Origin of the sequence: Agrobacterium tumefaciens (assembly GCF_031801495.1) — a bacterium.
Lineage (GTDB): Bacteria > Pseudomonadota > Alphaproteobacteria > Rhizobiales > Rhizobiaceae > Agrobacterium > Agrobacterium tumefaciens_K.
In genome coordinates this window covers 1,790,956-1,813,032 of sequence record NZ_JAOEGC010000002.1, presented here as the reverse complement: position 1 = coordinate 1,813,032, position 22,077 = coordinate 1,790,956, and the positions used below count along the sequence as shown (strand labels likewise).

23 protein-coding genes are annotated in these 22,077 nt (G+C 56.7%); 14 read left to right on the top strand and 9 right to left on the bottom strand.

Going from position 1 to position 22,077, the window contains the following annotated elements:
- Nucleotides 1–161 precede the first annotated feature (161 nt).
- The gene (locus N7578_RS18290) at nucleotides 162–1,520 is read left to right on the top strand and encodes a hypothetical protein (RefSeq protein WP_311111654.1); all 1,359 of its coding nucleotides are present in this window, start codon (nucleotides 162–164) and stop codon (nucleotides 1,518–1,520) included.
- A gap of 163 nt (nucleotides 1,521–1,683) precedes the next feature.
- Here N7578_RS18290 and N7578_RS18285 read toward each other — a convergent pair whose 3' ends face one another.
- Nucleotides 1,684–2,235 carry a recombinase family protein gene (locus N7578_RS18285; protein ID WP_311111653.1) on the bottom strand — a complete coding sequence of 184 codons (552 nt, stop codon included), beginning with the start codon at nucleotides 2,233–2,235 and terminating at the stop codon, nucleotides 1,684–1,686.
- A gap of 224 nt (nucleotides 2,236–2,459) precedes the next feature.
- On the opposite strand from N7578_RS18285, the gene N7578_RS18280 reads away from it, so the two are divergent.
- Nucleotides 2,460–3,089, top strand: a complete 630-nt coding sequence (locus tag N7578_RS18280; protein WP_311111652.1) for a helix-turn-helix transcriptional regulator — start codon at nucleotides 2,460–2,462, stop codon at nucleotides 3,087–3,089.
- Nucleotides 3,090–3,093: 4 nt separating this feature from the next.
- Here N7578_RS18280 and N7578_RS18275 read toward each other — a convergent pair whose 3' ends face one another.
- Complete coding sequence (locus N7578_RS18275) at nucleotides 3,094–3,819, bottom strand: hypothetical protein (protein WP_311111651.1); 726 nt, start codon at nucleotides 3,817–3,819, stop codon at nucleotides 3,094–3,096.
- A gap of 4 nt (nucleotides 3,820–3,823) precedes the next feature.
- Complete coding sequence (locus N7578_RS18270) at nucleotides 3,824–4,195, bottom strand: hypothetical protein (protein ID WP_311111650.1); 372 nt, start codon at nucleotides 4,193–4,195, stop codon at nucleotides 3,824–3,826.
- A 518-nt stretch (nucleotides 4,196–4,713) separates the two neighbouring features.
- Between N7578_RS18270 and N7578_RS18265 the strand changes: the two genes are divergently transcribed.
- From N7578_RS18265 to N7578_RS18215, 11 genes are all read left to right on the top strand, one after another.
- The gene (locus N7578_RS18265; protein ID WP_311112554.1) at nucleotides 4,714–5,733 is read left to right on the top strand and encodes an SIR2 family protein; all 1,020 of its coding nucleotides are present in this window, start codon (nucleotides 4,714–4,716) and stop codon (nucleotides 5,731–5,733) included.
- 266 nt (nucleotides 5,734–5,999) lie between these two features.
- Nucleotides 6,000–7,592: an ATP-binding protein gene (locus tag N7578_RS18260; protein ID WP_311111649.1), complete on the top strand. Its 1,593-nt coding sequence runs from the start codon at nucleotides 6,000–6,002 to the stop codon at nucleotides 7,590–7,592.
- Nucleotides 7,528–7,791 carry a KTSC domain-containing protein gene (locus tag N7578_RS18255; RefSeq protein WP_311111648.1) on the top strand — a complete coding sequence of 88 codons (264 nt, stop codon included), beginning with the start codon at nucleotides 7,528–7,530 and terminating at the stop codon, nucleotides 7,789–7,791. The genes N7578_RS18260 and N7578_RS18255 overlap by 65 nt, the downstream gene beginning before the upstream one ends.
- An 858-nt stretch (nucleotides 7,792–8,649) precedes the next feature.
- Complete coding sequence (locus N7578_RS18250) at nucleotides 8,650–8,889, top strand: hypothetical protein (RefSeq protein ID WP_311111647.1); 240 nt, start codon at nucleotides 8,650–8,652, stop codon at nucleotides 8,887–8,889.
- Between the two features lie 30 nt (nucleotides 8,890–8,919).
- Nucleotides 8,920–9,084: a hypothetical protein gene (locus tag N7578_RS18245; RefSeq protein WP_161490902.1), complete on the top strand. Its 165-nt coding sequence runs from the start codon at nucleotides 8,920–8,922 to the stop codon at nucleotides 9,082–9,084.
- Nucleotides 9,081–9,389 (top strand): hypothetical protein, encoded by a 309-nt coding sequence (locus N7578_RS18240; RefSeq protein WP_311111646.1) that lies wholly within the window; start codon nucleotides 9,081–9,083, stop codon nucleotides 9,387–9,389. Before N7578_RS18245 ends, N7578_RS18240 begins: the two co-directional genes overlap by 4 nt.
- Before the next feature lie 189 nt (nucleotides 9,390–9,578).
- On the top strand, nucleotides 9,579–9,890 hold the full coding sequence (locus tag N7578_RS18235; protein ID WP_311111645.1) for a hypothetical protein: 312 nt from the start codon (nucleotides 9,579–9,581) through the stop codon (nucleotides 9,888–9,890).
- A 1-nt stretch (nucleotide 9,891) separates the two neighbouring features.
- Nucleotides 9,892–10,080, top strand: a complete 189-nt coding sequence (locus N7578_RS18230) for a hypothetical protein (protein ID WP_065114907.1) — start codon at nucleotides 9,892–9,894, stop codon at nucleotides 10,078–10,080.
- Complete coding sequence (locus tag N7578_RS18225; RefSeq protein WP_311111644.1) at nucleotides 10,077–10,415, top strand: hypothetical protein; 339 nt, start codon at nucleotides 10,077–10,079, stop codon at nucleotides 10,413–10,415. Before N7578_RS18230 ends, N7578_RS18225 begins: the two co-directional genes overlap by 4 nt.
- Before the next feature lie 189 nt (nucleotides 10,416–10,604).
- Nucleotides 10,605–10,823 carry a hypothetical protein gene (locus tag N7578_RS18220; protein ID WP_311111643.1) on the top strand — a complete coding sequence of 73 codons (219 nt, stop codon included), beginning with the start codon at nucleotides 10,605–10,607 and terminating at the stop codon, nucleotides 10,821–10,823.
- Between the two features lie 169 nt (nucleotides 10,824–10,992).
- Entirely contained in the window at nucleotides 10,993–12,375 is a 1,383-nt protein-coding gene (locus N7578_RS18215) for a DNA cytosine methyltransferase (RefSeq protein ID WP_311111642.1), read from the top strand.
- A 386-nt stretch (nucleotides 12,376–12,761) separates the two neighbouring features.
- On the opposite strand, the gene N7578_RS18210 is transcribed toward N7578_RS18215, so the two are convergent.
- From N7578_RS18210 to N7578_RS18185, 6 genes are read right to left on the bottom strand one after another with little or no spacing between them, the layout of a single operon-like run.
- Nucleotides 12,762–13,133: a hypothetical protein gene (locus N7578_RS18210; RefSeq protein ID WP_311111641.1), complete on the bottom strand. Its 372-nt coding sequence runs from the start codon at nucleotides 13,131–13,133 to the stop codon at nucleotides 12,762–12,764.
- 8 nt (nucleotides 13,134–13,141) lie between these two features.
- Nucleotides 13,142–13,621, bottom strand: coding sequence for a hypothetical protein (locus N7578_RS18205; RefSeq protein ID WP_311111640.1), 480 nt, complete (start codon nucleotides 13,619–13,621; stop codon nucleotides 13,142–13,144).
- A 17-nt stretch (nucleotides 13,622–13,638) separates the two neighbouring features.
- The gene (locus tag N7578_RS18200; protein WP_311111639.1) at nucleotides 13,639–13,812 is read right to left on the bottom strand and encodes a hypothetical protein; all 174 of its coding nucleotides are present in this window, start codon (nucleotides 13,810–13,812) and stop codon (nucleotides 13,639–13,641) included.
- Nucleotides 13,809–15,770, bottom strand: coding sequence for a DotA/TraY family protein (locus tag N7578_RS18195; RefSeq protein WP_311111638.1), 1,962 nt, complete (start codon nucleotides 15,768–15,770; stop codon nucleotides 13,809–13,811). Before N7578_RS18195 ends, N7578_RS18200 begins: the two co-directional genes overlap by 4 nt.
- Complete coding sequence (locus N7578_RS18190) at nucleotides 15,767–16,450, bottom strand: hypothetical protein (protein WP_311111637.1); 684 nt, start codon at nucleotides 16,448–16,450, stop codon at nucleotides 15,767–15,769. Before N7578_RS18190 ends, N7578_RS18195 begins: the two co-directional genes overlap by 4 nt.
- Entirely contained in the window at nucleotides 16,447–17,598 is a 1,152-nt protein-coding gene (locus N7578_RS18185; RefSeq protein ID WP_311111636.1) for a hypothetical protein, read from the bottom strand. Before N7578_RS18185 ends, N7578_RS18190 begins: the two co-directional genes overlap by 4 nt.
- A 535-nt stretch (nucleotides 17,599–18,133) precedes the next feature.
- On the opposite strand from N7578_RS18185, the gene N7578_RS18180 reads away from it, so the two are divergent.
- Nucleotides 18,134–21,991 carry an Eco57I restriction-modification methylase domain-containing protein gene (locus N7578_RS18180; protein WP_311111635.1) on the top strand — a complete coding sequence of 1,286 codons (3,858 nt, stop codon included), beginning with the start codon at nucleotides 18,134–18,136 and terminating at the stop codon, nucleotides 21,989–21,991.
- Nucleotides 21,992–22,077: the final 86 nt, after the last annotated feature.

Genomic DNA, 22,077 nt, shown 5'->3' with positions numbered 1-22,077 from the left:
AGCCGCAGAATCTTTAGGTTTCCTAACCCGTTGCACATCTACCTTTCATTAGCTTTCAAAAACTGAATGCGCGGTAAACGGGTAGTGGTGAGTGTTTCGATGCACTTGCCTTTCTCACGCTCTCAGCCAACCTTATAGACAACTACCAACTCAGAAAGGGGATGAGATCGCTGAGCGACAACCAGGAAGAATTCGAAGCGCTGCGCAAGGCGGCATATTCTTTCGTGAATAAGCACGGGAAGGATGCCGGCCGTCTGCACGTCTTCTGCGAAGACTTCATACGCAATTGGCGTGAAACCCACGGCCCGAGCGGCCACGATGATCGCAGGCTCATCAACGATGTCTTCCGCTGGACGATGAACAGGTACAATATCCCCCGTTACAAGCCCAAGCGCAGCCGTGAACAACGGGCCAGAGACTTCCTCGCAACCCCCGTGGTCTTTCAACTCTCCGGGGAGGATTTCGGAAGGGCGTCCGTCCGCAACACTGCCCGGATCACCGAGCAGTCGAAAAGCACAGTTGCCAGGCATTTGGCAAGGCAGGGTATCGCCCCACGGCGGGATGCCAAAATCCGTAAGCTCTCCAAGACAGCGCAGCAGCTTGTCCGCATCCTCGATGCGACATTTGACACAAAAGCCGAAGGCATCCTTCAGTTGGGCAGACTGGGAGCAACTCTGTGGGATGACGGTGAGCCGCGTCATGTTCCAGTCACGACACAGGCCTCACGGAAGAAGAAACTTGCCACGCTGCTGTCGGAAATTTCGAAAGCGGGCGTCGGGTATAGCATCATCACCATCGGGGATGTCTGTGGCATCCGTCGGGGGCGTCGCTTTCCTTCATTGTCCGAAGCAAACACCTGGATCGCGGAGGCCCAGCGCCTGGGACGCTATCCCGCCATTCTGCGCCCCAAGCCTGTAGCCGTGGCCGAACAGAACTACTTCTGGGCCGACCCAGTTGTGGCAGACGTCATGTCGGTAATAGACATGAGCGTGTCCGGCCATTTCTATCCTCTGGACAAGCTGAACGCGATTTTCCGTTTGGAGCGCCTGCTGCTGGACATGACGCCTGTCCTGCCATGGATCGAACGGGCCTATCATTCGTATGCTGGCGACGACATGGCGCAAAATCTCTACGACCTTGCGGACAAGATCAACGATCCTGGAGTCAAGAAGGCGACCAGACGCCTTGCAAAAATCCTGCATGACCTGAAAGCGTTCATGGGTGGATACCCGACTTGTTACGATGCGTTCCAGATGGCTGATTTCGTGCTCGGCTTCATGGACAAGACCGCTGAGACCGCTCCTGGAAGCTTTGCAAGGCTGGCCTATATCCGGGATTGGTTCGAAACCGGCGGTGACGATTACCTCGACGTCCGGGATCATCTGGCACGGATGCTGGAGTTAGAGAAGGCCGGCGAATGGCAGGCTCCTGATCCCGCAACGCTGGCACCATACCTCCCTGTCACGGCAAGTACCGAGGCCGAGGAGGAAAACGAAACGATTTTTGATATTGCTATGTAACATCAAGTGGATAACAGGAAGTGTCCCGTTTTTCTTATATAGTAAGGGATTATTCTTATAGAGGCAGGGGAAGATGAATACCTCCAGACCAGATGTTGTCGGCACACAGGCTGCCAACATCCTCATACTCGCAGAGCAATCTACGGCACTCGACGTCGATCATTCAACTGATCAACCGCTTGAGCGTCCGGGGATGGACCTTGTAACGCCGGGCGACGTCGGCGAGGCTTTCACCACCCTGTCCCAGCGCCGTGACTGCCTCGGCGCATTGCTCCTCCGTCATTGAGCGGCGGCGTCCAAGGTTTTGTCCGCGCTGGCGTGCGGCCGCCATCCCGGCAACCGTCCGTTCGCTGATCATCGAGCGCTCGAACTCGGCCATGGCGGCGATGACATGAAAGATCATTCGTCCGCCGGCCGAGTTGGTGTCGATGTTTTCCGTTACCGAACGGAATTCCACCCCACGCGCCTGAAGCCTGGTGATGACGTCGATCAGATGGCGTATCGACCGCCCGAGGCGATCCAGCCGCCATACAACCAGCGTATCGCCTTTGCGCAGGGTCCTGAGGACCGCATTCAGGCCGCGTCGCTTCTCGACAGCGCCGGAGACGCCATGATCCTCGAACACACGTCCGCACCCCGCCGAACGCAATGCGTTCACCTGGAGGTCGAGATTCTGGTCGTTCGTCGATACCCGTGCATATCCTATCATTGCCATGCTGTCCGAAACCCTGTGCCGGCCTCCCCGTAGCACCGCCACCTTGACAAAATGGAACCCTTTCGTGGGGTGGACATGCGGTCGTGCGACCCTTTCGATTTGCAAATCGTGGCAAGGGCTTATGCAAGGAACAAAGCCTGTTCGGCGGTGATGACAAAAGGGTTCGTTTCCATACCGGACACGGCAGCCGCTCAGTTTCGATCGATGCGCGGCACGGCTCATGGATGCCTTGGATCAGCGCCGGGGCCGATACCGACGGCGCGGATATCATCTGCGGTAGCGTGCTGGATTACCTCGCGCCCGATATGATCCTCACCATCACCGGGACAACGGCGACTGACCCGCTCGACTGGACGTTTTCGCTCATTCGTGGCTACGAGGTTCCGTCTGGTCTCGCCGACATCGTGCCCGTCGGAACGGACCCGCCGCTTCACAGCCTCCCGGATCGAGAATTCACGCTCGGCACTCTGGTTAGGGGCAGGCAGCGGGCGATCACGCAGGCGCGCCCGGAGATCGACAGCGTTGACGCCTGTCTCTCCAATGTCAGGATGTTCGGGGACCGCATCATCCTTCCATCGAGAAATACGGGACGGCATGGCTCATGGTGTGTTTCGCTGGTCCGCATCCGCTGCCTGCTGCCTACGACAAAGCCGGCACCCGAACCGGACATCGCCGAACTCGCGATCCTCCAGTTGCTACGGGAAGGATATACCGCACGTGATATCGGCGTTCGGATCGGCCTCTCACCCCGCACCGTCGAGCACAAGCTCGAAAAGCTCAAGGCCGCGTTCGGTGCCCGCAGCGTGGCGCATCTCGCCACGCTCTCAATCGTATCGGCCATCGGGCCGAGATGATCTCTCAGAGCTTCGGAACGGCGGCCCGGTTCTGACGGTCGCTTTGCATCTTCTCGTCCGCTGCCTTCTGCAATGCTGCCCGCTCCGCCTTGATCGTGGAAATCGCCAGATCATGGTTGAGGATCGAGATCGACAGTTCTGTGACAAGACGGTCTTGGCCGGCATCGATGGATGCGAAGATGTAGGTCCCGCAATCCGGGGAATACTTCAGGCTGCGATAATCGGGCGCGCAGGTCGAGGAGGATTGCTCCAATGCCGTATCCTTCGAGACCCAGTATAGCTTCTCGCCGTCATCTTCCGTTTTCGACGGTTCGCCATAACGGGCGACCAGCGCTTTTCTCGTCTCCTCGACGTCGGGTCCCTTGCCATCTTCGTAGCGCACGGACCTCGCAAGTCCGACAGCCTGCGCGCCAGTGGCCGGCCCGCCACCGTATAGCGTCCAGGTTTCCCCAACGAACCCGTTCTCGGCCTTCAGTTTCTCGATGCCCTTGCTCATGGTTCCCGACGTCGTCAGTTGCAGGTACGTGAAGAACTGCTTCCCGTCCGATCCCCGTGCCTGGTCCGCCATCCGCGTCTTGGCATTCGGGATGCGTTCGTTCACCCACTTCCTAGCAGTGTCGAAAGGCATGCCGATCTTGAGGTCGAGGATCGACGTGTCCAGTGTCCCGGCATGGACGGGCGATGCGAGCACGACGGCGGACAACAGAGCCATTCTCAAAAGCGTCTTCATAGACTCAGTCTCCGAACATCACGTACTTCTTGTTTAATGATAGGCCGCAGGCCTTCTTGGGTATGCCGAACACCTCGAGACCCTCCCGGTACCTGCCGATCATGACATCGGACGCGCCTTTGAATGTTCCGGATATTCCAAGTACAGCCGAACGCCTGAAGCGCCCTTCGAGCCTGCATTTGACGTCTTGGAAGTCGACGCGGTTGGCGACGACGAGCTTGACGTCGACCTCATCGCCGCCGTCGTCAGCGATCTCGATGATGCACTGGACCTTGTTGCCGCAATCGCCGGCATACTCTCCCGGCCAGACGCTTTCCTCGGCATGCGCCGCGAACGGCAGCAGCGCCGCCATCACGCATATCAATATTGGTTTCATGTCTTATCCCCTTTGCTCAATCAAAGCAGGGTCAGATGTGCCCGACGGCTATTAAAGGCTGCGTAAGAAACTCGGTTAGGAAAACCGCAATTTCCAAAGGTAGATTTACCCTCGGCACCATCACATGAAACGGTATGCCGATCCGGGGGTAGTTGGTCCCGGTTCAAGTCGCGACAGGCGCTTCCAATCGGCAGGCGAAGTAAAGCTTGGTTCACGCTCACTCCATGGCTTGTCTATCAACGCTCCCGAAAGCGGAAACTTGGACAACACCTGTATCTCTGCTAGCTAATACTCGCTGAAAGTGTGTAGAGTTCGGGTCGAACAATAACGCGGTGGTTGAGGAAAAATTGGCGATGGAGTCCGTTCATAATCCGGATCGGTTCATGGCGGACCTCCGTCAAGTGCTATCCCAAGGTCGTAAACGTATCGGCTTGCTTGTTGGCGCGGGAGCGCCACTCTCGGTTCGGATCGATCAGAACGGTAATTTGGACCCGAACGGAACTCCGCTCATTCCCGGGGTGGATGCTTTGACTGACGCAGTGCTCAAGGACTTCGTTGGAGACGAGAAAGCTGCCGTTGACGCAATTCGTGCTTCACTCCCACAAAATGGGAATATCGAGAATATCCTCTCCAAGGTCAGGTTGATGCAGACGGCTTTGGGAGACGTCAAGGCCAACGGACTCGATGGGGACGGATACAAAGCGCTTGGAGAGAAAATCTGCGAAGGGATCGGCAAAATCGTCGGCGCGAAGCTACCGAACGCCCGGAGCGCGTTTCACGAGTTAGTTGCCTGGATTGCTGGGGCGCAGAGACCTCATTCCGTGGAACTGTTCACGACGAACTACGACCTTCTTTTTGAAACCGCGTTGGAGGCAGCCAAGGTGCCATATTTTGATGGTTTCAGCGGAGGTCATGCCCCCTTTTTCGATCCTGTGACCGTTGCAGGAGACGATCTTCCTGCGAGATGGGTTCGGCTCTGGAAAATGCATGGTTCTCTCGGCTGGATGGTCGAGAATGGGCGCGTAGTCCGAACAGGAAGCTATGACAGTACCGAGCTTATCTATCCTGATCATTTGAAATACGATTTGACCCAGAAGCAACCATACGCAGCTCTGTTCGAACGGCTGAAGCGCTTTCTCATGACGCCCGATACGCTCCTTCTCACAACAGGTTTTTCCTTCAGGGACGCGCATATATGCGCTGTCATCGATGAGGCACTCGCGGTAAACGCGAACACGTCGGTATTCGCCTTCCAATTCCTTGACCTGAATTCGGAACAACCCGCGTGTAAACTGGCTTATGACCGGCCTAACGTGTCCGTATACGCTTCGGACGGAGCGGTTATAAACGGGGTTGCAGGTAAGTGGAGGCTCGGTGATCCTCCAAAGAATTGGAGTGAGATCAGAAGCAGCTTCTGGGGTCAGCGCTGGGGACAGGGCGATCCTGTATTCTTGCTCGGTGACTTCGCCACATTCTGCAGATTTCTGGCGATCTCATATTCGGCGGATGTCGCGCCGCCGGCCGCCCCAGGGACGTAGGTGCAAACAACGTGGCAACTTTAACCGATCCCACTTATCTCGGCAAAGTGACGGCCGTCTCCGGTGCCTCCATTACCGTAAGGCTCTCCGAGTCTTTGGCCTCGGGTACTGCTATAATCGCTGGGCACGCTTACCGGGTCGGACAAGTCGGCAGCTTCGTCCGAATCCCACAAGGGTATCAGGACCTTTTCGGGATTGTCTCGGAGGTTGGTGCCTCGGCAGCGCCCGCCAGTGTCGCTTTAGACGATGTGGACTCAGGTCGCTGGATGCGGATCGAACTCGCAGGAGAGGCTATCGGGTCGCATTTTGAACGAGGCCTTAGCCAGCATCCGAACGTGAATGATACCGTCCATATAGTGACGGAGGGCGATCTCCGCCGAATTTACGGTGGAGAAGAGGAGAACCAGGTTGCGGTTGGAACGCTTTCGAGCGCCGAGAATATCGTTGTGCGACTGTCGCTAGACGCCTTGGTGACCCGCCATTCCGCCATTCTTGGTTCGACAGGCTCTGGAAAATCCACGACGGTGGCGAGTATTCTGCGGTCGATTGTTGGTCGCGGCGGCTCCGAGGGATCGCCGGGGGCACGCATCCTCTTGTTAGATATTCACGGTGAATATGCGGCTGCTCTAGGGGATGTCGCGAAGGTGTTCAGCGCCACGCCCCAATCGGGTGAGCGTCCGCTGTATGTCCCATATTGGGCATTGGAAACAGGAGAACTCTTAGAATTTCTAGCAGGAAGCCTCAATGATAACCAGCTCATCGCTTTCACCGACAAGATACAGGAACTCAAAACTCAACGGATTGAGGCTGAGGCGCTTCCGGGCCTGCCGGCCCAATCTTTGACAGTTGACAGTCCTGTCCCCTTTTCGCTGAAAAAGCTCTGGTATGATCTCGTGGACTTTGAGACGAAGACATTCGTCGGTGTGAACAGAGACCAGCCCGCCGTTGAGGATGAGGGGGATGCGGCGACCTTAGCCCCTCCCAAATATCAGCCCCATGCCATGGGCTCAACTGGCCCTTTTACGAATACTGCGGCGAGAGGTATCCGGCGACAATTGAATTTGTTGCGCTCTAGGCTATTGGACCGCCGCTTTGACTTCCTTCTTCACCCCGGTCCTTGGGAACCGGACCTTGCAGGTTTCTCCGAGCAAGATTTGGACGTCTTGCTTGAGGACTGGCTGGGCCACGAAAAGCCAATTACCATTCTCGATCTTTCGGGCGTCCCAAGCATAGTTTTGGTTCGGCTGATAGGGTCGATCCTAAGGATCGTCTATGAAGCGCTTTTCTGGAGCCGAGAAAAGACAGAAGGCGGCGTTTTGCGGCCATTGCTCGTTGTAATGGAGGAAGCTCACCGTTACGTTTCGTCAGACAGCGGGGACGTAGCGGCTGACGTTGTCAAGCGCATTGCAAAGGAAGGACGTAAATACGGTGTCGGCGCTATGGTGGTGTCGCAGCGGCCGGCGGAGATAGATGAGACAATCCTATCCCAATGCGGCACTCTAATAGCCCTCAGGCTGTCGAACCCGTCGGATCGCGGTCGCGTCCGAGGCGCATTGCCTGACAACCTTGCGGGCCTGACAGACCTGCTGCCTGTTTTGCGTACAGGTGAAGCAATTATAACCGGGGAAGCAGCCCGCTTGCCCGTTAGGACGCGGATATTTCTGCCGTCTGTTGATCAAATGCCACAGAGTTCCGATCCGAGAGTCACGCAAGCTTGGAAATCTAAACGTACGGCCGAGGGCTATGATCGCGTAGTTGCTTCATGGAGAGCCCAGCGCACCACGGCTGTCGTCAATGACCTCAACATCGAACGAACCTCCATTGAAGACCACGACGAGGGTAAGGACAATGATGCGTGAACATGTTGGATCAACAAATTTGGTATCCATTGGTTATGATGAAGCGACAGAAACCCTCGAAGTGGAGTTCACTAGCGGGACTGTGTATCAGTACTACAATGTTTCTATCGCTCTCTACGAGCAACTAATGAGCGCCCCTTCAAAGGGACAATTTTTGAACACCTACATTAAGAATGCGTATCCCTATTCACGAGTGTGAGTGAAAGTTGAAAACCTGGTCAGTATTCTCTCCGAGCCTATACTACCTGCAGACGCATGGCCTGCCGAGCAAAAAAAGGATGATTTGTTGTCGTAGCAATGACCGTTTCTTCATCTTGAATTTCCGTTTCGGCACAGATGGCGGCACTTGGCACTCTCCTGCCCGAAAAAGGTCCCTCTTAAAGGTGGTAGCGCGGTCTGCGTCAAACTGATGGCGGTTAAAACTTCTCATGTGGCAAGATAAAAAAGGCATGAAGCCGACTAGCACATCTGTGTTGAATCTCTCGCGGTGGCCCTTTTGATCGTTCTTGGCATGTGCGAATTCCCGCGCCATCTCCGTCACCGGGGACCGCTATGCTTGGAGCTCTGGTGCGTTCTTCTTCGTCGCAGACGCGCTTCCCGCGCCCCAATGGTCCACGGGACCATTTTGTAGTCAAAGGCGTTCTGCGGGCGCGTATAGAGCCTCGTACAACAAGTTTGTACGTTCGGATGGGCCAAGATACCCCTGAAACCATTTCCCCACCCTCACCAGCAAGCCTACCGACATGCTCACTATGTCAACGGCGGTGCCGTCCGCCGCGTTGCTTCGGCCCTTCGGGTGACTGCCGTTGCGCGTGCCGGTCGGATTGGAGGCATCGGGACGGGGAGCATCACAAGACCACGCTGCGCGCGGGTTCGAAGCTTGGCCTGCGGCCCGCATCGAACAGGGAGCACGGTTTTCAAAAAGAACCCTTAAAGTTCTAGCGATCCCGTTAACTCCGCCTCCGGCACAACTCAACCCTTCCGCGTTATTCCCTGGGCTCGATTCTTTCTAAATGTTATAAATAGATCAATGAAAACAGTCGCTTTCGAGGTTCAAATGGCAGTGAAGACCACACTCATTCCGAGTCTGACCTTTAACCTGTTGATCGAGGAGGTTAACGAGCGGGCACCGTGCGGGGGTCTCCTCTGCTACGTGGCATCCATCTACGCGGTAGAGAAGGCGACGTCCGTGCGCCGCCTCGTCGGGAAGTCACGTCTACCCGGTGCCGCTGACGAGATGAAACGGGAAATCCAACGTGACGGTATCCAGGCATTTCGGCGTTTTTCGCGCACCTGAAACCCACATTCCCACATAAAGGAACATGACATGCTTGTTTTACGAGTCCTCTGCCTGCCAATTGCCATGCTATTTTTTGCAATCCTTTACACCGTCGCCATCAAAGCCCCGGATGCGGTCGAGGCCGGCAACCTCATTGTCTGGATCGTGCTCCCATTGCTGATCGTCGGCAAACTCGTCAGGAGGCATGCATGATGACCGCTATCGCGATTGACTGGTACAACGCCGAATACGAGTTCGCCGTCCACGATGCCGCTGAGGTCGATCATCCATCATATCCGCATGTGATGTGCGTCTGGATCGAAGAGCTCCGGAAATGCCCCGATGCACGGTGGGTTTATTCCGTCGACATTCCAGCCATGCAGTCTCGCGACAAGGACGGCTATCCGCAGCGCCTCCGCTCCCTTGCCAACGGCATCGTCCATACCCGGGAAGAAGCCGTCGCGGCTGTCGAGGAAGCTATCCGCCGCATCGTCAGCGGCCCTGTTCTGGTGTCGTAAAAAACTTCACCGTCGGCGCATTTTCGCTCTTGCGTCACCGTCGGAATGCTCCAACACTTTGTATGTGGGCAGTCACAAACGCACCTGTCCACATCAAATGAGTTCCTGAAAACGGAAGTAGAAACAGAGAATAACGCGCCTTCGCGCGGCGGCGAAGCTTTGCCCGAAGGTCAATGGAAAGGGAATGGAATGAACATCAGCAAAATCATCGACGGTCTCCGCTACAACACGGCGACGGCGGAGGAAATCTGCTCTTTCGAGAGCGACTCCGATAGGGGAGATTTTCGTTACGAGGTCACGTCTCTGTACCGAACGCCTCGCGGACGTTTCTTCCTCGCTGGGCACGGAGGAGCGATGACCCGGTGGGCTCAGTCTGTCCAGGGCGGGCGGTCAGGTGGCGAGGGGCTGCATGCTATTGACACGTCGGAAGCTCGCGATTTCGCCGAACAGCACGCCAACGAAGACACGATTGCCCGCTTCTTTGTTATCGAAGATGCGTGACATGGTTCAGGCATCCTTCACCAAACAAGGCCGCCCATCGCGACGAGGCCGCGCGGACAGACTGACGGTGGACCTTCCTTCCGGAACGCTGACAGCGCTGAAGGTTCACGCCGCGCAACATGAAATGACGATCCGGGAGGTTGTCACCACCCTCGTTCAAAAAGCCATCAAACAAGGAAAACATGCATGAACGCGAAATTCAAATTCGACGACTTCGGCTTCGACGGCAAACTGGCGATTGTCGATCCAGCGGGAAACTTCGAATGGGTCGAGCCCATCATTGAGGGCATCCCAGGCAAGAGCTGCGTCCGGTTCGATCTCATCGGGAGCGATGGCGAGGGCGATGAAGATGCCCGTCGTGTGCTGCGTCAGCATCTCGGAAGTTACACGACCGAATATGAATGTGACTTCAGCGACATGGAGGACGTCATCCGGGCTGGGGAGAAGGCCGAGGCGGCACGGGACCGTTTTTTGGCAGCGGCGTTCAGGCCGGTGGGAGTACAATCCTTTGAGACCGAGGCCTGAGGAAGGTGGACGATATCAATGTACTCTTCCTTTTCCTCGGTTTCGCTATCCTTGGCGACAACAGTCTCTGTTCGCGTTGGCAAAACAAAGTCTTCAACTTCCTGGGGGCCGCCATGATTGTTTACGGCGCGGCAAATTCGCTTGCGACTGCTTACGTTCGCCTTTCAACATGAGAACCCGTGAAAAATCATGACCAAATTCTCCGATATACCAGTCGAAAAATTCCCCATGAACCGCGACACATATTGTCGTCTCCGCAATGAGGTAGGCTCTATAGCAGCCCGTTTTTCCGACCTCGGAACACCAAACGGGACAGCGGTCGCGAAAAAGATGGAGAAAATCCACGCCGCTCTTGGCGATGCATGGGAACTGATCAGCGAAATCGGGCACCGGGAAGCGAAGCATTAAATGGCGGGCATCTGCCCGCATCAGCGTCATGTAGAACTACGTGATGGGTGTTTAATTTCGATATCAAGGAATTTACACCTTCGATAAACCTTTAACGACTTTTTCGGACTTCCATTAACACGCCACCGCTACACAGCTCGTGAAACGGGCCGTGCGAAAGGAAGAGCGAATGAAGGTTGTGGAACTTTTCTGTGGTGCAGGTGGTATGTCGCTGGGGCTCCAGCGCGCCGGCTTTGACGTTGTCGCTGCTTATGACAGCATGCCAGACGCCGTCGAGACCTACCGCACCAACATTGGCGACCACGTCCATCAACGCGATCTGTCCGATCTTCTCGGAATCATCCCGGATATCGTGGACCTGAAACCCGACCTCATCGCGGGTGGCCCTCCATGCCAAGACTTCTCCGTGGCCGGCAAGCGTGCGGAGGGCAAGAACGCCCGACTGACCCTGGCATACGCGATCACGATCGCATCGGTCCGCCCGGAATGGTTCATCATGGAGAATGTCATCCAGGCTGCGCGGTCCCGTTCATGGGCAGAAGCCCGCGCCATGCTGAAAAAAGCTGGCTACGGTATCTCAGAGTGCCGGGTCGATTTCTCCCACTACAACACACCAGAGGCGCGACGTCGCCTGATCGTCGTGGGACGCCTCGGCGAACGTGACGGCTTTATCGAAGGTGCCATTTCGGACGCGGCGACGGACGTTCCGAAATCCGTGCGGCGGGCATTCGCCAAAGAGATGGGAGAAATGCCGACTGCGGAGAACCAGTGGCGACCGGAATACAATCTCGATATCGTCGTGAAAGGACATGTCTACACGCGGCCGCTTCGCGCCGGCCGTGCCGTCCGTAGCGTTGATGAGCCCTATGCGACGATTACCAGAACCTCGGGCGAGCCTCCGTCGGCAGCGCTGAAGGCAAAGTACGAGGCACACCCGAACGACAGCGCTCCGCTGGAGGACGCCGCTGTTGGCCACCAGAAATTCCTGTCCCGTATCCAAGGTTTTCCTGAGGGCTGGAAATGGTGTTCGAAGAACAAGCGCCGCATCATGGTGATGATCGCCAACGCCGTTCCACCGACCGCAGCCGAAATCATCGGAAAGGTCATTCTCGACCGCCAGATAGGGAAGATTTCCCCGGAGACGGAGGAGCGCTTCATGCAGTGGCTTGTCCGCGGCAATCAGCGCTCACGCGCAACCGCCCGCAACATCAAATCAAGCCTTGGACGTGCCCGGTATATGCTCTTGGGCCGCACTTTCGAGAATGAGGCCTTGGAGATCGCGGCTTTGGAACGTGCGCCCGGTTTCGCAGGCCTCCGCAATAGCACCAAATCTGATCTTCGTCAGGCATTGCGCCATTACCGCGCCTTTGAAAACGCCCGCAACGGCAATACTCCGGAACCCGTGCAAGGCGGAGAAGAGCGCCGTCGTCCGCGCCCGATCGATCTTCAGGAGTTGATGCGGGGCGTAGCTCCAAGCCTGTACCATTCCGAGCAAGGCGATGCACCCGATGATGTCACGGACTTTCACATGACGCATAAAGGGGGAATCTGACTGACCACCCTAAGCCAAAAGGGCGGCATTTCTGCCGCCCTTTTCCAAATCCGCCTGTGAGGCGGTCAACGGTGGTCTCGTCAGTTTGAATTCCGACAAACCCATATGTTTCAGAGCCGCCTTTGGGTGGTCGAAATGATCCCTCGCGGGGAACGATGACGGACATTTCAAGTCAAAGACCTGATCTCTCCTAATCCCTCATGGGGAAACATAACAGTGCAAAGGCAATTTCTCGCCGTTACGGTTCTTCTGAGCCCTCAAGGGGGAAGATAACCACAGAAGTTCCTTGCGTTCCTTCGATGTTTTAAGGATGGCGCGATCCCGCGACATCCGTCAACAAGGAAACGACCTTACATCAATAAAAACAGTAAGTTGCAAATTGTATTTTAAAACTTGCTCTGCATCGCATCGATGTTGAAGGACAGGACACCCGTTGCCGTTTGCCCCGTTTCGGCGTCCGTCACGCGCACCGAAAGCTCGTGATCACCGACTACGGGAACCCCTGAAAACTGGCGAGCGGCAGCGTCGTAGGTCATCCAATCCGGTTTTGCCGTCGGCACGACCTCCACGGCCCCCGTCGACCGTGAGACCACGACGCCCACGGTCAACGTCTGACCTGCCTTGAGACGATCAGCGGGCGACGTATCGGGACTTGTGAACTCGACGCGTAGCGCGTCGGCGGGCGGCTGCAGGAGCGATCCCGCGTTAGCCGGTAGGGTCACCAGGGCGAGGAAAAGGGTGGTCAGGAGCGTTTTCATGGGGCCTCTCAGTAAACGACCACTTTGTGCCAGGTTGTGCGAGCAGGTTCGACGTAATCGGAATCCCACGACGGGCAGGCGTCTGTTTTTATGGCGACGTCATACGAACCCCTGCCAGGATTACCGTAGAGGTTCCCCCCGTTAGGTCCCCCCCGCCGAAACGCGAAGCCTGGCGGATATTCGACAAACCAACGGCCTGCGCAATCAGGGTGCATGTACACGGACATGGCAATGTCGACCTGCGGGACACCATAAGCCGCCCGCGCCGCAGCAGGAAACCGGAAGGTTTCGGCGCTCGCGTTCCCCGTCGAGATCGCCATCAGGATGACGGTGGTAATCAAGGCAAGAACATCGCGCAGCAGGTAGTACCCCGGAGAAAACCCCGTCGATGACATTGGTATCAGGAGCCCCAAACCAACGATGACTCGCCAAGGCGTCCGTATAGTCCATTCCAGAAACTGCCCGATCACCCCTTGTGCTTTATCCATGTGAAGGTCCAGCGGAGTCATGAGGAAGCCCTTATGCGCGAAAGGGTATCGAGTGCCATAATGATGCCCCCTTGAACCGAGCAAAATGCCGTCAACGTCACCACTGACGCCGACAAGTGATGAAGTCCCGCCAGCCCGCAGGCCGTTGCCAGACCAAGCCCGCCAGCCGTCCACCAGATCAGTTTCTTCATTTCGATTTGCCTCCTTTGGTGAGCATCGCCATACCAGTTTTCGGCAATAACCCGCGTCCGGCAAGACCGAGCATTCCGCCGATAGCCCCGGAGGCGATGCCCGATTCCCCCGCCGTTCCCGGAAGGCCGAGCCAGCCGAGAACTCGATCTGGAAGCGCCCACGATTGTCCGAACAACTTCAGGCTGACGTACCAGGTCAGGTATAGCTGGATGATGGACATCACGAGGAAACCGATGAGGCCAACGACCGCGCCGCCAGTCTGCGCGAGGAAGGCGGTCGCCCACATCGAATCCATCGTCCTGAGAACGACGTTGAAAACCGGGTAGGAGCCGCAATAGGCGAGGATCGCGAGAGACGGACGCAGGAAGACGTTGACGGTCAGCATCAACCCCATGCGCACGCCCTCGGCGGCGAAGTCGTCGCCGCCCTCCATTTTCAGCCATTTCAGACACCACAACGGCAGTGCGATCATCGCCTCAAGCAGGGCGGCGACAAGAGCGATCCCGGCGGCAAGGACGAATAGGAATGGAAGGATCGGAATCACGTAGGCGCGTAAGCCGCCGATGAACATGAGGGCTCCGATGACCCAGTTGCCCCAGCCGAGCAGGAAATCGGCTGCCCCACCTGCACCGACCGCGGACAAAAACCAGTTGGAGGACGCGACCATCAACGTCGCTCCTGCGGCAATGGCCGTCCAGGCAATCGACAACATCGCGTGACCCGAGGAAATCAGGTTCGACATCGCGTCACCCGATTTGGCCGATGATGACGCCCCCCATTCTGCAAGACCACGTGAAATTGGCGCAAGGAGCTTGACGAGAAAATTCGAACCTTCATCTCCTGCACCGGCGAAGTCATTGGCCGTCAGGTTTGCCCTGTCAGTCTCTCCGGAAACCTGTAGGCGCAGGACTGCGAAGGCCCGATCTAACGCCAACCCGAAATCTCCATCTGTCCGAGGCGCAACATCTTCCAAGGTCTCGTTCGAAAGCGCCGTCGTCAGTTCGCTGATCTGGCCCAGCGCGCGAAAGTAAGTCCCCGCGCTTAAAAAGCCTTCGAGCTCGGCATTTTTGACAAGCTTTGACCTCGACTCTTTTTCGACCGTTGCGGCCTCCGTTTTCGCCGCCTCGGATATCTGCACGTCGAAGGCTGCCCCACGGGCGCGGATATCCTGCACGATCGTCAGGGACAGGCCCTTGCTGCCGAGCGCCTTCGTCATGGCGTCGGCGGACGAGAGGCCCGAAGTCTCGGCGGCCAGCGTCGTGTAACGTTGAGCTTCGGTCCTGTAGGCGGAAATGATTTCCTTGACCGCCTCACGCCGTGCGTTCGAGAAATCCTCCCGGTTGTCGGGGACAGTATACGAAAAATGCCCGCATGTTGGCCCGTAACTCCATACGACCTTCTTGCCGAAACCAGGGATACCGAGGCCCGCGACATCGCCGGCCGGTTCAGGCAACGGCGCTTGCCAACCCCACAGGGAGCCCGCCTGATTGTAGGTCGCGGCGCAAATTTCGTGTTGCAGGATAGCCATGGCGACCGTCGATCCCGAAGACGACACCGGGAGGATTGTCGTTTCCCCAGACGCCACAGTCTTCACGAACACGCTCCACGAGGCGTCCGCCAAATTGATGCCGCCTCGGGCAACGACGTCACGCAGCAGGTAGTGTACCGGAGAAAACCCCGTCGACGGCGTCGGAATCAGGAGGCCCAAACCGACGATAACCCGCAGTGGCATCCATATCTGATGCCAGCGGTCCCCAAGCGTTTTACCTGTATACGCCGACTGTACGATCCCGGAAATGACACCGTAGCTGAGTATCACGGTGCAGAACCCGAAGAGCGCCGACGTGAATACCTGCAATGTCTGGCCCCATGCCGACGTCGTGTCCGTCGGCAGGACAGCTTTGACAAGCTGCCATGCCAGGTTCGAGGCCGACGGTTCAGCAAACAGGTCTATCATTTCGGGCCTCCTGGCATCTTCGGCCCCGTTGGGCCGCTCGTTCCATCTGGATCGTCAGGCGTGGCCTCGTTCTTCGCGTGGGCGTCCGAATTGCGCTTGCCGAGGCCGAGCGCCTTCTTTTCGGCCTCGGTCAAGACGATGGAGACGACCGGCAGAGCCAGCCGCGGCGAGGGTTTCGGTTTCGCCGCCGTTCCCGCCGATCCCGATTTCCCCGCACTTCCCTTGTCATCGCCGCCGCTGCCGGAATTCGGGTCGGCGTCCGTGTACACGGGCGCGACTTCGAATGCGGCAACGCCCTTGGGTTTGTCCGCCTCGTCGAGAATCGTCTGGCCGATGGCCGCGAGTTCGGGCAGGGTGTGCCAGATTGCCGCGAGCCAAGGCTTCGCGCAGGGTTGCATCTCGCCTTCACGGAGGATTTCGAGGCGGAGCCGTATACGCTCTTCCAGCGTCCGCCAGTCTGACGCCTCTCCAGTGGACGCCAGTTTTTCGAGGTACACCAGCAACGGCAGACACTCCGCTTCGAGGAATGCCTGTCGGTGGTGTGTCGGACGGCCTCGGTGTCGTAGGCACCACCGCACGATTTCCACCGCCGCCCCATGCGCCGGGTCGAGGCGCAGCATGTCGATGTCCCAGAGGACAGCGCGCGCCTGCTGCCAGAAAATATTCTCGCCTGTCGTCATGGTGTAGGTACTCCTCCCGGTGTTGGTGTCGGCTCGTCCAGCGCTGCGGCGAGCGCGGCAGACAAGGTCCTGATTTCCTGCTGGGCGGATGCGAGGCGCTGCCCCTGTTGCCGGAACACGTGGCGCTGCTCGGAAGCCTGTTTCTCCGTCTCACGCCGCGAGGCGCGTTCCCTGCCGGCTTCGGACTTCGCTTTCGCCGCGGCAGCCTTCGCCGCAGCGAGATCGCGGGCGAACTCCCGACGAATTTCGGCACGGATACGGGACTCCTTGATTCCGTCTACGACGGCGCGAACGGCCCCGCCGATCCCCGCCAGACGGGCGGCGGATACTTTGATCTGGGCGGCATCCGCCTTGATCGCCGCCGCGTCCGCCCTCGTTCTGGCAACGTAGGCCTGCCCTTGCCGCTTCACGACCGCCGCCCGCTCGACGGCGTTCTTGAGCGCCTTGGCCTGGGCTTGCTCGGCCTTCCATTCTTCGCGCGTCAAACGGCGACGCGCAGGGCCGAGACGCGTCAATCCGCAAAGCACAGCGACGGCGTCGTGATAAGAATCCTGCCAGTCCCGCATGGCCGACTTGTAAGCGACATCGGCTCTTTTATTGAGGGCTTTCCCGTCTTCGCCGGGTTGGGCACCGGCCGCCTTCACCGCCCGCTTTGCCACGACGCCTGGATGAAAGACCGCCGCCTTGAGTTCCCGGTCCTCGCTCGGCAGTACGTAGGCATGGATGTGCCATTGCTGCTCGTCGGTGTGGCGAATAACCGACTTGAGCGCCAGACCGTACTGGCGCTTGAGCCAGACGACCGTGAGCCGTTCCCATTTCCTCACCTCTTTGGCCTTCTTCGGATCGGCTCGGACTTCCTCGACGGTGTACGGATGCGAGGCGACGACGCTGTGGAGCGTCTTCTGGTCGAGCCTGATCTTGCGAGGCTTGCCCTTCACCGTCGTCGTCGCCACGGCAGCCGCCACGTCGTGCATCGCCCGGACTTCTTCGACGTCAAGGCCATAGATGACTGTTGGCGGTTTCGGTTTAGCGACGTGGACGGACGCCTCCGGCTTGCGGCTCGCCTCGTCGAAAATGAAATCCGTGGAACGGCCTTTATCGTCAGGCTTCCGCGACCAGGATTCGAGATGGACGAACTGGTAGGCCATAGATCAGCCCCCAGCCCTGAAATCGAAATCTACCCCGTGGGCGCATTCCGCAATCGTTCGGAGCCTTTCGAAAAAGGCGGGCATACCGAGATTGGAGAGATCGTGGCTACTACGTGTTCCGGTGTGATCGAAGTTGGTGAGAAGCCAAGGTCCCTCCCAAACCTCTGCCCGCCAGAAGTTGGTTCCCCGGGTTCCGAGCAGTCGACCTTCTTCGGTTCTATCCTCATGAACGATTACAACAGGACGTTCGTAGCAGGGCATCACAGGCACTCAAAGGAATGCCCAAGAGTGCCCCCGAATACCGCCGGCGGAAAGGAAAAATCAGACGTAGTGACCGACTACCACTATTCCCTTCGGTCATAGTGTCGGCTCTCCGAGGGCAGCCTGACGAAGTCTGGCAAGATCGTGCTGCGGCATGAGAACCGATAAGGTCTCAGACTATGCTCGACGACGTCCTCATAACGTCTCCTTGCCATACAGTCAGCGATTGAGGAAGGTGAGGTTCAACAGAATCAGTTTTTTGTTCAGGCCCTCAATGCGTGATCTTCATAATCCATTCGTCACTAAGTTATTTCTGCGGTCGGTGTGGGCGCTCGACTATGAGGCTTTCAAGGACAGCGAAGAAGAAAAGGCTCTTCTGACGCGCCTCGCAAACTGGTCGAAACGCGCAGACCTGAAGGAGACGTCGGCGGAGTCTGCTCTTCTCGATGAGTTCTTTAAAAAGACATGGGGCTATTCGGAATCCGGCCAAAAGGACGAAGCCGAGGCGTTTTCGCTCTATCCCAAATTTCAAGTGAAGGGAGCCGGTGCCGGCGGTGGAAAGGGCGAGGCCGACGCGGCACTCGGTCACTTCAAGAAGGATCACCCCACGCTCGTCCCACAGGTCTTGTGTGAATTTAAAGACATCAAGAGTTCACTGGACGCCCCACAGAAGCGGAAAGGCAATACAAGGTCGCCAGTCAAACAGGGACTGGATTATCTGGCGGCTGCCCGTCGTGACTACATGATCGATGACCCCATCTTGCCAACGTGGGCGATCATTACCGACATGAACGAGTTCCGCCTGTACTGGGCCGATCGTGGCCATCAACAATTTATGCGGTTCACCATTCAGCCCAAGGACCTCTTTCAAGGTCAGGGGCTATTGGGGGATGGTGAAGACGCCCGTTTTGACCGTTTTCTGTTTGCGCGGATGTTCCACCGGGACACTCTTTTGGTTCAAGGTCTCGCTGGAAAATCACCGCTTGCTCAGATCATCGCGCAACAGTGGGTTCGGGAGCGAAAGCTTGAGTCTGAGTTTTATGCGGAATATCGGGCCTTCAGGGATAACCTCTACCAAGCCCTGCTTGAAAACAATCCGGAAGGGACGGATCGCTTCCCTGGCACGCGCGGTCGGCTGGTGCGCCTGGCGCAGAAGATTCTTGATCGGTGCTTGTTCGTGTTTTTCTGCGAAGACATGGGCGGAGCCCTTGGCTTTCCGCCCCAACTGCTTCGAGATTTCCTAATTTACCAGAGCAAGGACCCGTATTTCGATCCGAACGGCACCACGATTTGGGAAAAGCTTCTGTCCCTGTTTCGCGCCATGAACGATGGAACGGCATTCGGGGAGAAGAAGCTCAACAAGTTCAATGGCGGGCTTTTCGCCGCGGATGCAGAACTCGAGCGCCTCAAAGTGCCGAACAAGGTATTTTGCCAGCAAGGTCAGGGTCAAAACGAGGCAAGCCTGTACGGCTACAAACTCACCCTGTTATACCTTTCGGCCTCTTACAACTATGCGTCCGGATGGGCCGAAGGCCTCACGAAGCCCCCTTTGAATGGCGAACCACAACTGGGCGAGGCCGCCAAGCTGGACCCATCCAAAAGCCTTGGTCTCTACACTCTGGGACGCATTTTTGAACAATCGATTACCGAACTTGAAATCCTCGAAGCTGAGGCTGATGGCAGGCCCTCAGTCAATAAAGAAGGAAAGCGCAAGAGAGACGGCGTCTATTACACCCCGGAATGGGTGGTCGAACGGATTGTCTCCGAGACTGTCGGTTCCAGAATCATAGACTTAAAATCTAAATGCGGTTGGCCGGCGATCGGTGCGAACAAGCTTCCGTCTGAGGAAGCGATCAAAGCCTTCGAGGAGGAATTCAAGAAGCTCAAAATCGTCGATCCCGCTTGCGGTTCGGGCGCATTCCTGATCACTGTGCTGCGCTTCCTGGTGGATGAATGGCGTGCGACGCAAGAGGTGCGCAAGCAGGTCAGTAAGGATTTTACGACCCGCGAAGGCGAGGTGGATTCACTCATCCGAGATATTTTGCGCGAGAACATCTATGGCGTTGATATCAATCCGGCCTCGGTGGAGCTTACCAAACTCGCGTTGTGGCTTCACACCGCCAGAGGGGACAAGCCCCTATCCTCCCTGGACACGCACATACGAGAGGGCAACAGCCTGATCGACACGTCGTTTTACACGGGTCTGCTACCATACGACGCCGAAGAGCAGGAGCGCATCAACGCATTCGATTGGTGGACCGCATTCCCGGAGGTATCTGAGCGCGGTGGTTTCGATGCGGTCGTGGGTAATCCACCTTACGTCAAGTTGCAGAACTTTCGGAAGGTCCATGCCGACATGGCGGGATTCTTGAAAACCGATCGAGCCGGCAATAAAACCTATGCCAGTACCCAGACGGGCAATTTCGACCTGTACCTTCCATTCATCGAGAAAGGCATACAGCTACTCAACGGCGATGGCAGGCTCGGTTACATTGCCCCCAGTCTCTGGATCATGAACGAGTATGGCGATGGTCTGCGGAAGTTCGTCGCCGCTGGCAAGCATCTATATGGTTGGATAGACTTCCAAGCATTTCAAATTTTCGACGAAGCGACGACCTACACTGCGTTGCAGTTCTTCTCCAAAACCCCCAACGATTCAGTCAAAGTCGCCTACTCTCCAAAAGGTATCATAGCCGACGAACCCTGGGCTGGTTCAGATACGGCGCTGTCTTACGCCGAAATGCAATTCGGTGATCGATGGCTCCTGATAACGGGCAACGAGCGCCGTGTCCTAAAAAAGATGTACAAGAAAAGCAACAGGCTTGATCATGGCGATCATAGCAAGAGCATCTTTGTTGGAATTCAGACAAGTGCAGACTCGATATATCATCTTCAGATGATCTCGCCAGGAAGATATGTTTGTACGCCTAAGGGCGACGACGCACCGCCGCCGTATGAAGTTGAAATTGAAGACGGCATTATGAAGCCTCTGGTGTCTGGTTCTGAAGCAAAGCGATACCTTGAACCCGAGACGTCAACGTTTCTGCTGTTTCCCTACAAGAGCGATAGCGGAAAAGTAGATTTGCTCACCAAAGAAGAACTATCCGAATATTATCCGAAGGCGTGGTCCTATCTGCGATCTTGGGAAGAAACCTTGAGAAATCGTGAGGGAGGAAAAATGGATGAGGACAATAGCTGGTGGGCCTATAACTATCCAAAAAACCTAGATAAGCAGGAACATCCAAAAGTAATAGTTCCTCGTCTAGTGTCGCGTCTCGCAGTTTCCGTGGACGAATCTGGTGTCTATTACTTGGATAACGTTGACGTAGGCGGCATATCACCTGGAAACAGCGCGAGCACGTATGTTTTGGCAGCCATTTTGAATTCGCACGCTGCCAACTATGTATTCCGCTTAATATCCAAGCCCTTTAGAGGAGAATATCGTTCAGCGAATAAGCAGTTCATTGCACCTCTTCCAATACCTGTGACGAACAAGGCGGATCGTATATCGCTTAGCACCGCAGCCCAGCGTCTTCAGACATTGCATGGACAAAGACGGGCGTTATTGCGAGACATCGCCAGACGAACCGAAGTCCTCAAATACCGTTCCAAACCAGAGACGTGGCTGTTCCCCACCTTGAGAAGCAAGAAGGAGTTCGAAAGCGACGCTCCAGTCAACCTGGGCGTTGATCAGAAAAAAGCATGGGCGGCTCAGCGGTATCAATTGGCATTGGAAGCGATTCTTGACGATCTGGGTTCGAACTTGGCACCCGGCGTCGAGCTCGATGCAGAGTTCAGGGATGGCGAACTAAAGTTTTTCATCGGGGGGAAAACCGCCATTGACCAAATCTTCGTAGCGAACGCTGAGGGGGAGTTCATTGCTGCCCAGTGGAAGGTGCTGGCTTCCACCTATTCCGTCACGGAGAAAACAGATGGCAAGAAGTTTGCCAGCGCCCTTAGGAAGATCGGGGAAAGCAGCAACGCCGCGCTGGTCGCGCAAATCATTGAGAAGCAGCAGAAGCTTGAAGAGATCGAAGTCGAGATCAAAAATACCGAGGTCGATTTGAACGCTCAGGTATACGTTCTCTATGGGCTGAAGCCCGAAGAAATCGCCATTATCGAAAGCGCGTAGGGACAAAGGACATACGGCAGGTGTGATCCTCGACCGTCGAACTGAGCGCAAAGGCTGGTTCATAATTGAGAGAGGCCCTTCTTCTC

Coding starts and splice junctions, on each gene's coding strand:
- N7578_RS18235 (WP_311111645.1), top strand. CDS start 9,579: ATGAACATCAGCAAAATCATCGACGGTCTCCGCTACAACACGGCGACG.
- N7578_RS18270 (WP_311111650.1), bottom strand. CDS start 4,195: ATGAAACCAATATTGATATGCGTGATGGCGGCGCTGCTGCCGTTCGCG.
- N7578_RS18250 (WP_311111647.1), top strand. CDS start 8,650: ATGGCAGTGAAGACCACACTCATTCCGAGTCTGACCTTTAACCTGTTG.
- N7578_RS18245 (WP_161490902.1), top strand. CDS start 8,920: ATGCTTGTTTTACGAGTCCTCTGCCTGCCAATTGCCATGCTATTTTTT.
- N7578_RS18275 (WP_311111651.1), bottom strand. CDS start 3,819: ATGAAGACGCTTTTGAGAATGGCTCTGTTGTCCGCCGTCGTGCTCGCA.
- N7578_RS18285 (WP_311111653.1), bottom strand. CDS start 2,235: ATGGCAATGATAGGATATGCACGGGTATCGACGAACGACCAGAATCTC.
- N7578_RS18260 (WP_311111649.1), top strand. CDS start 6,000: ATGCGGATCGAACTCGCAGGAGAGGCTATCGGGTCGCATTTTGAACGA.
- N7578_RS18205 (WP_311111640.1), bottom strand. CDS start 13,621: ATGGATAAAGCACAAGGGGTGATCGGGCAGTTTCTGGAATGGACTATA.
- N7578_RS18280 (WP_311111652.1), top strand. CDS start 2,460: ATGCCTTGGATCAGCGCCGGGGCCGATACCGACGGCGCGGATATCATC.
- N7578_RS18180 (WP_311111635.1), top strand. CDS start 18,134: ATGCGTGATCTTCATAATCCATTCGTCACTAAGTTATTTCTGCGGTCG.
- N7578_RS18255 (WP_311111648.1), top strand. CDS start 7,528: ATGACCTCAACATCGAACGAACCTCCATTGAAGACCACGACGAGGGTA.
- N7578_RS18240 (WP_311111646.1), top strand. CDS start 9,081: ATGATGACCGCTATCGCGATTGACTGGTACAACGCCGAATACGAGTTC.
- N7578_RS18230 (WP_065114907.1), top strand. CDS start 9,892: ATGGTTCAGGCATCCTTCACCAAACAAGGCCGCCCATCGCGACGAGGC.
- N7578_RS18290 (WP_311111654.1), top strand. CDS start 162: ATGAGATCGCTGAGCGACAACCAGGAAGAATTCGAAGCGCTGCGCAAG.
- N7578_RS18200 (WP_311111639.1), bottom strand. CDS start 13,812: ATGAAGAAACTGATCTGGTGGACGGCTGGCGGGCTTGGTCTGGCAACG.
- N7578_RS18185 (WP_311111636.1), bottom strand. CDS start 17,598: ATGGCCTACCAGTTCGTCCATCTCGAATCCTGGTCGCGGAAGCCTGAC.
- N7578_RS18215 (WP_311111642.1), top strand. CDS start 10,993: ATGAAGGTTGTGGAACTTTTCTGTGGTGCAGGTGGTATGTCGCTGGGG.
- N7578_RS18220 (WP_311111643.1), top strand. CDS start 10,605: ATGACCAAATTCTCCGATATACCAGTCGAAAAATTCCCCATGAACCGC.
- N7578_RS18190 (WP_311111637.1), bottom strand. CDS start 16,450: ATGACGACAGGCGAGAATATTTTCTGGCAGCAGGCGCGCGCTGTCCTC.
- N7578_RS18225 (WP_311111644.1), top strand. CDS start 10,077: ATGAACGCGAAATTCAAATTCGACGACTTCGGCTTCGACGGCAAACTG.
- N7578_RS18195 (WP_311111638.1), bottom strand. CDS start 15,770: ATGATAGACCTGTTTGCTGAACCGTCGGCCTCGAACCTGGCATGGCAG.
- N7578_RS18210 (WP_311111641.1), bottom strand. CDS start 13,133: ATGAAAACGCTCCTGACCACCCTTTTCCTCGCCCTGGTGACCCTACCG.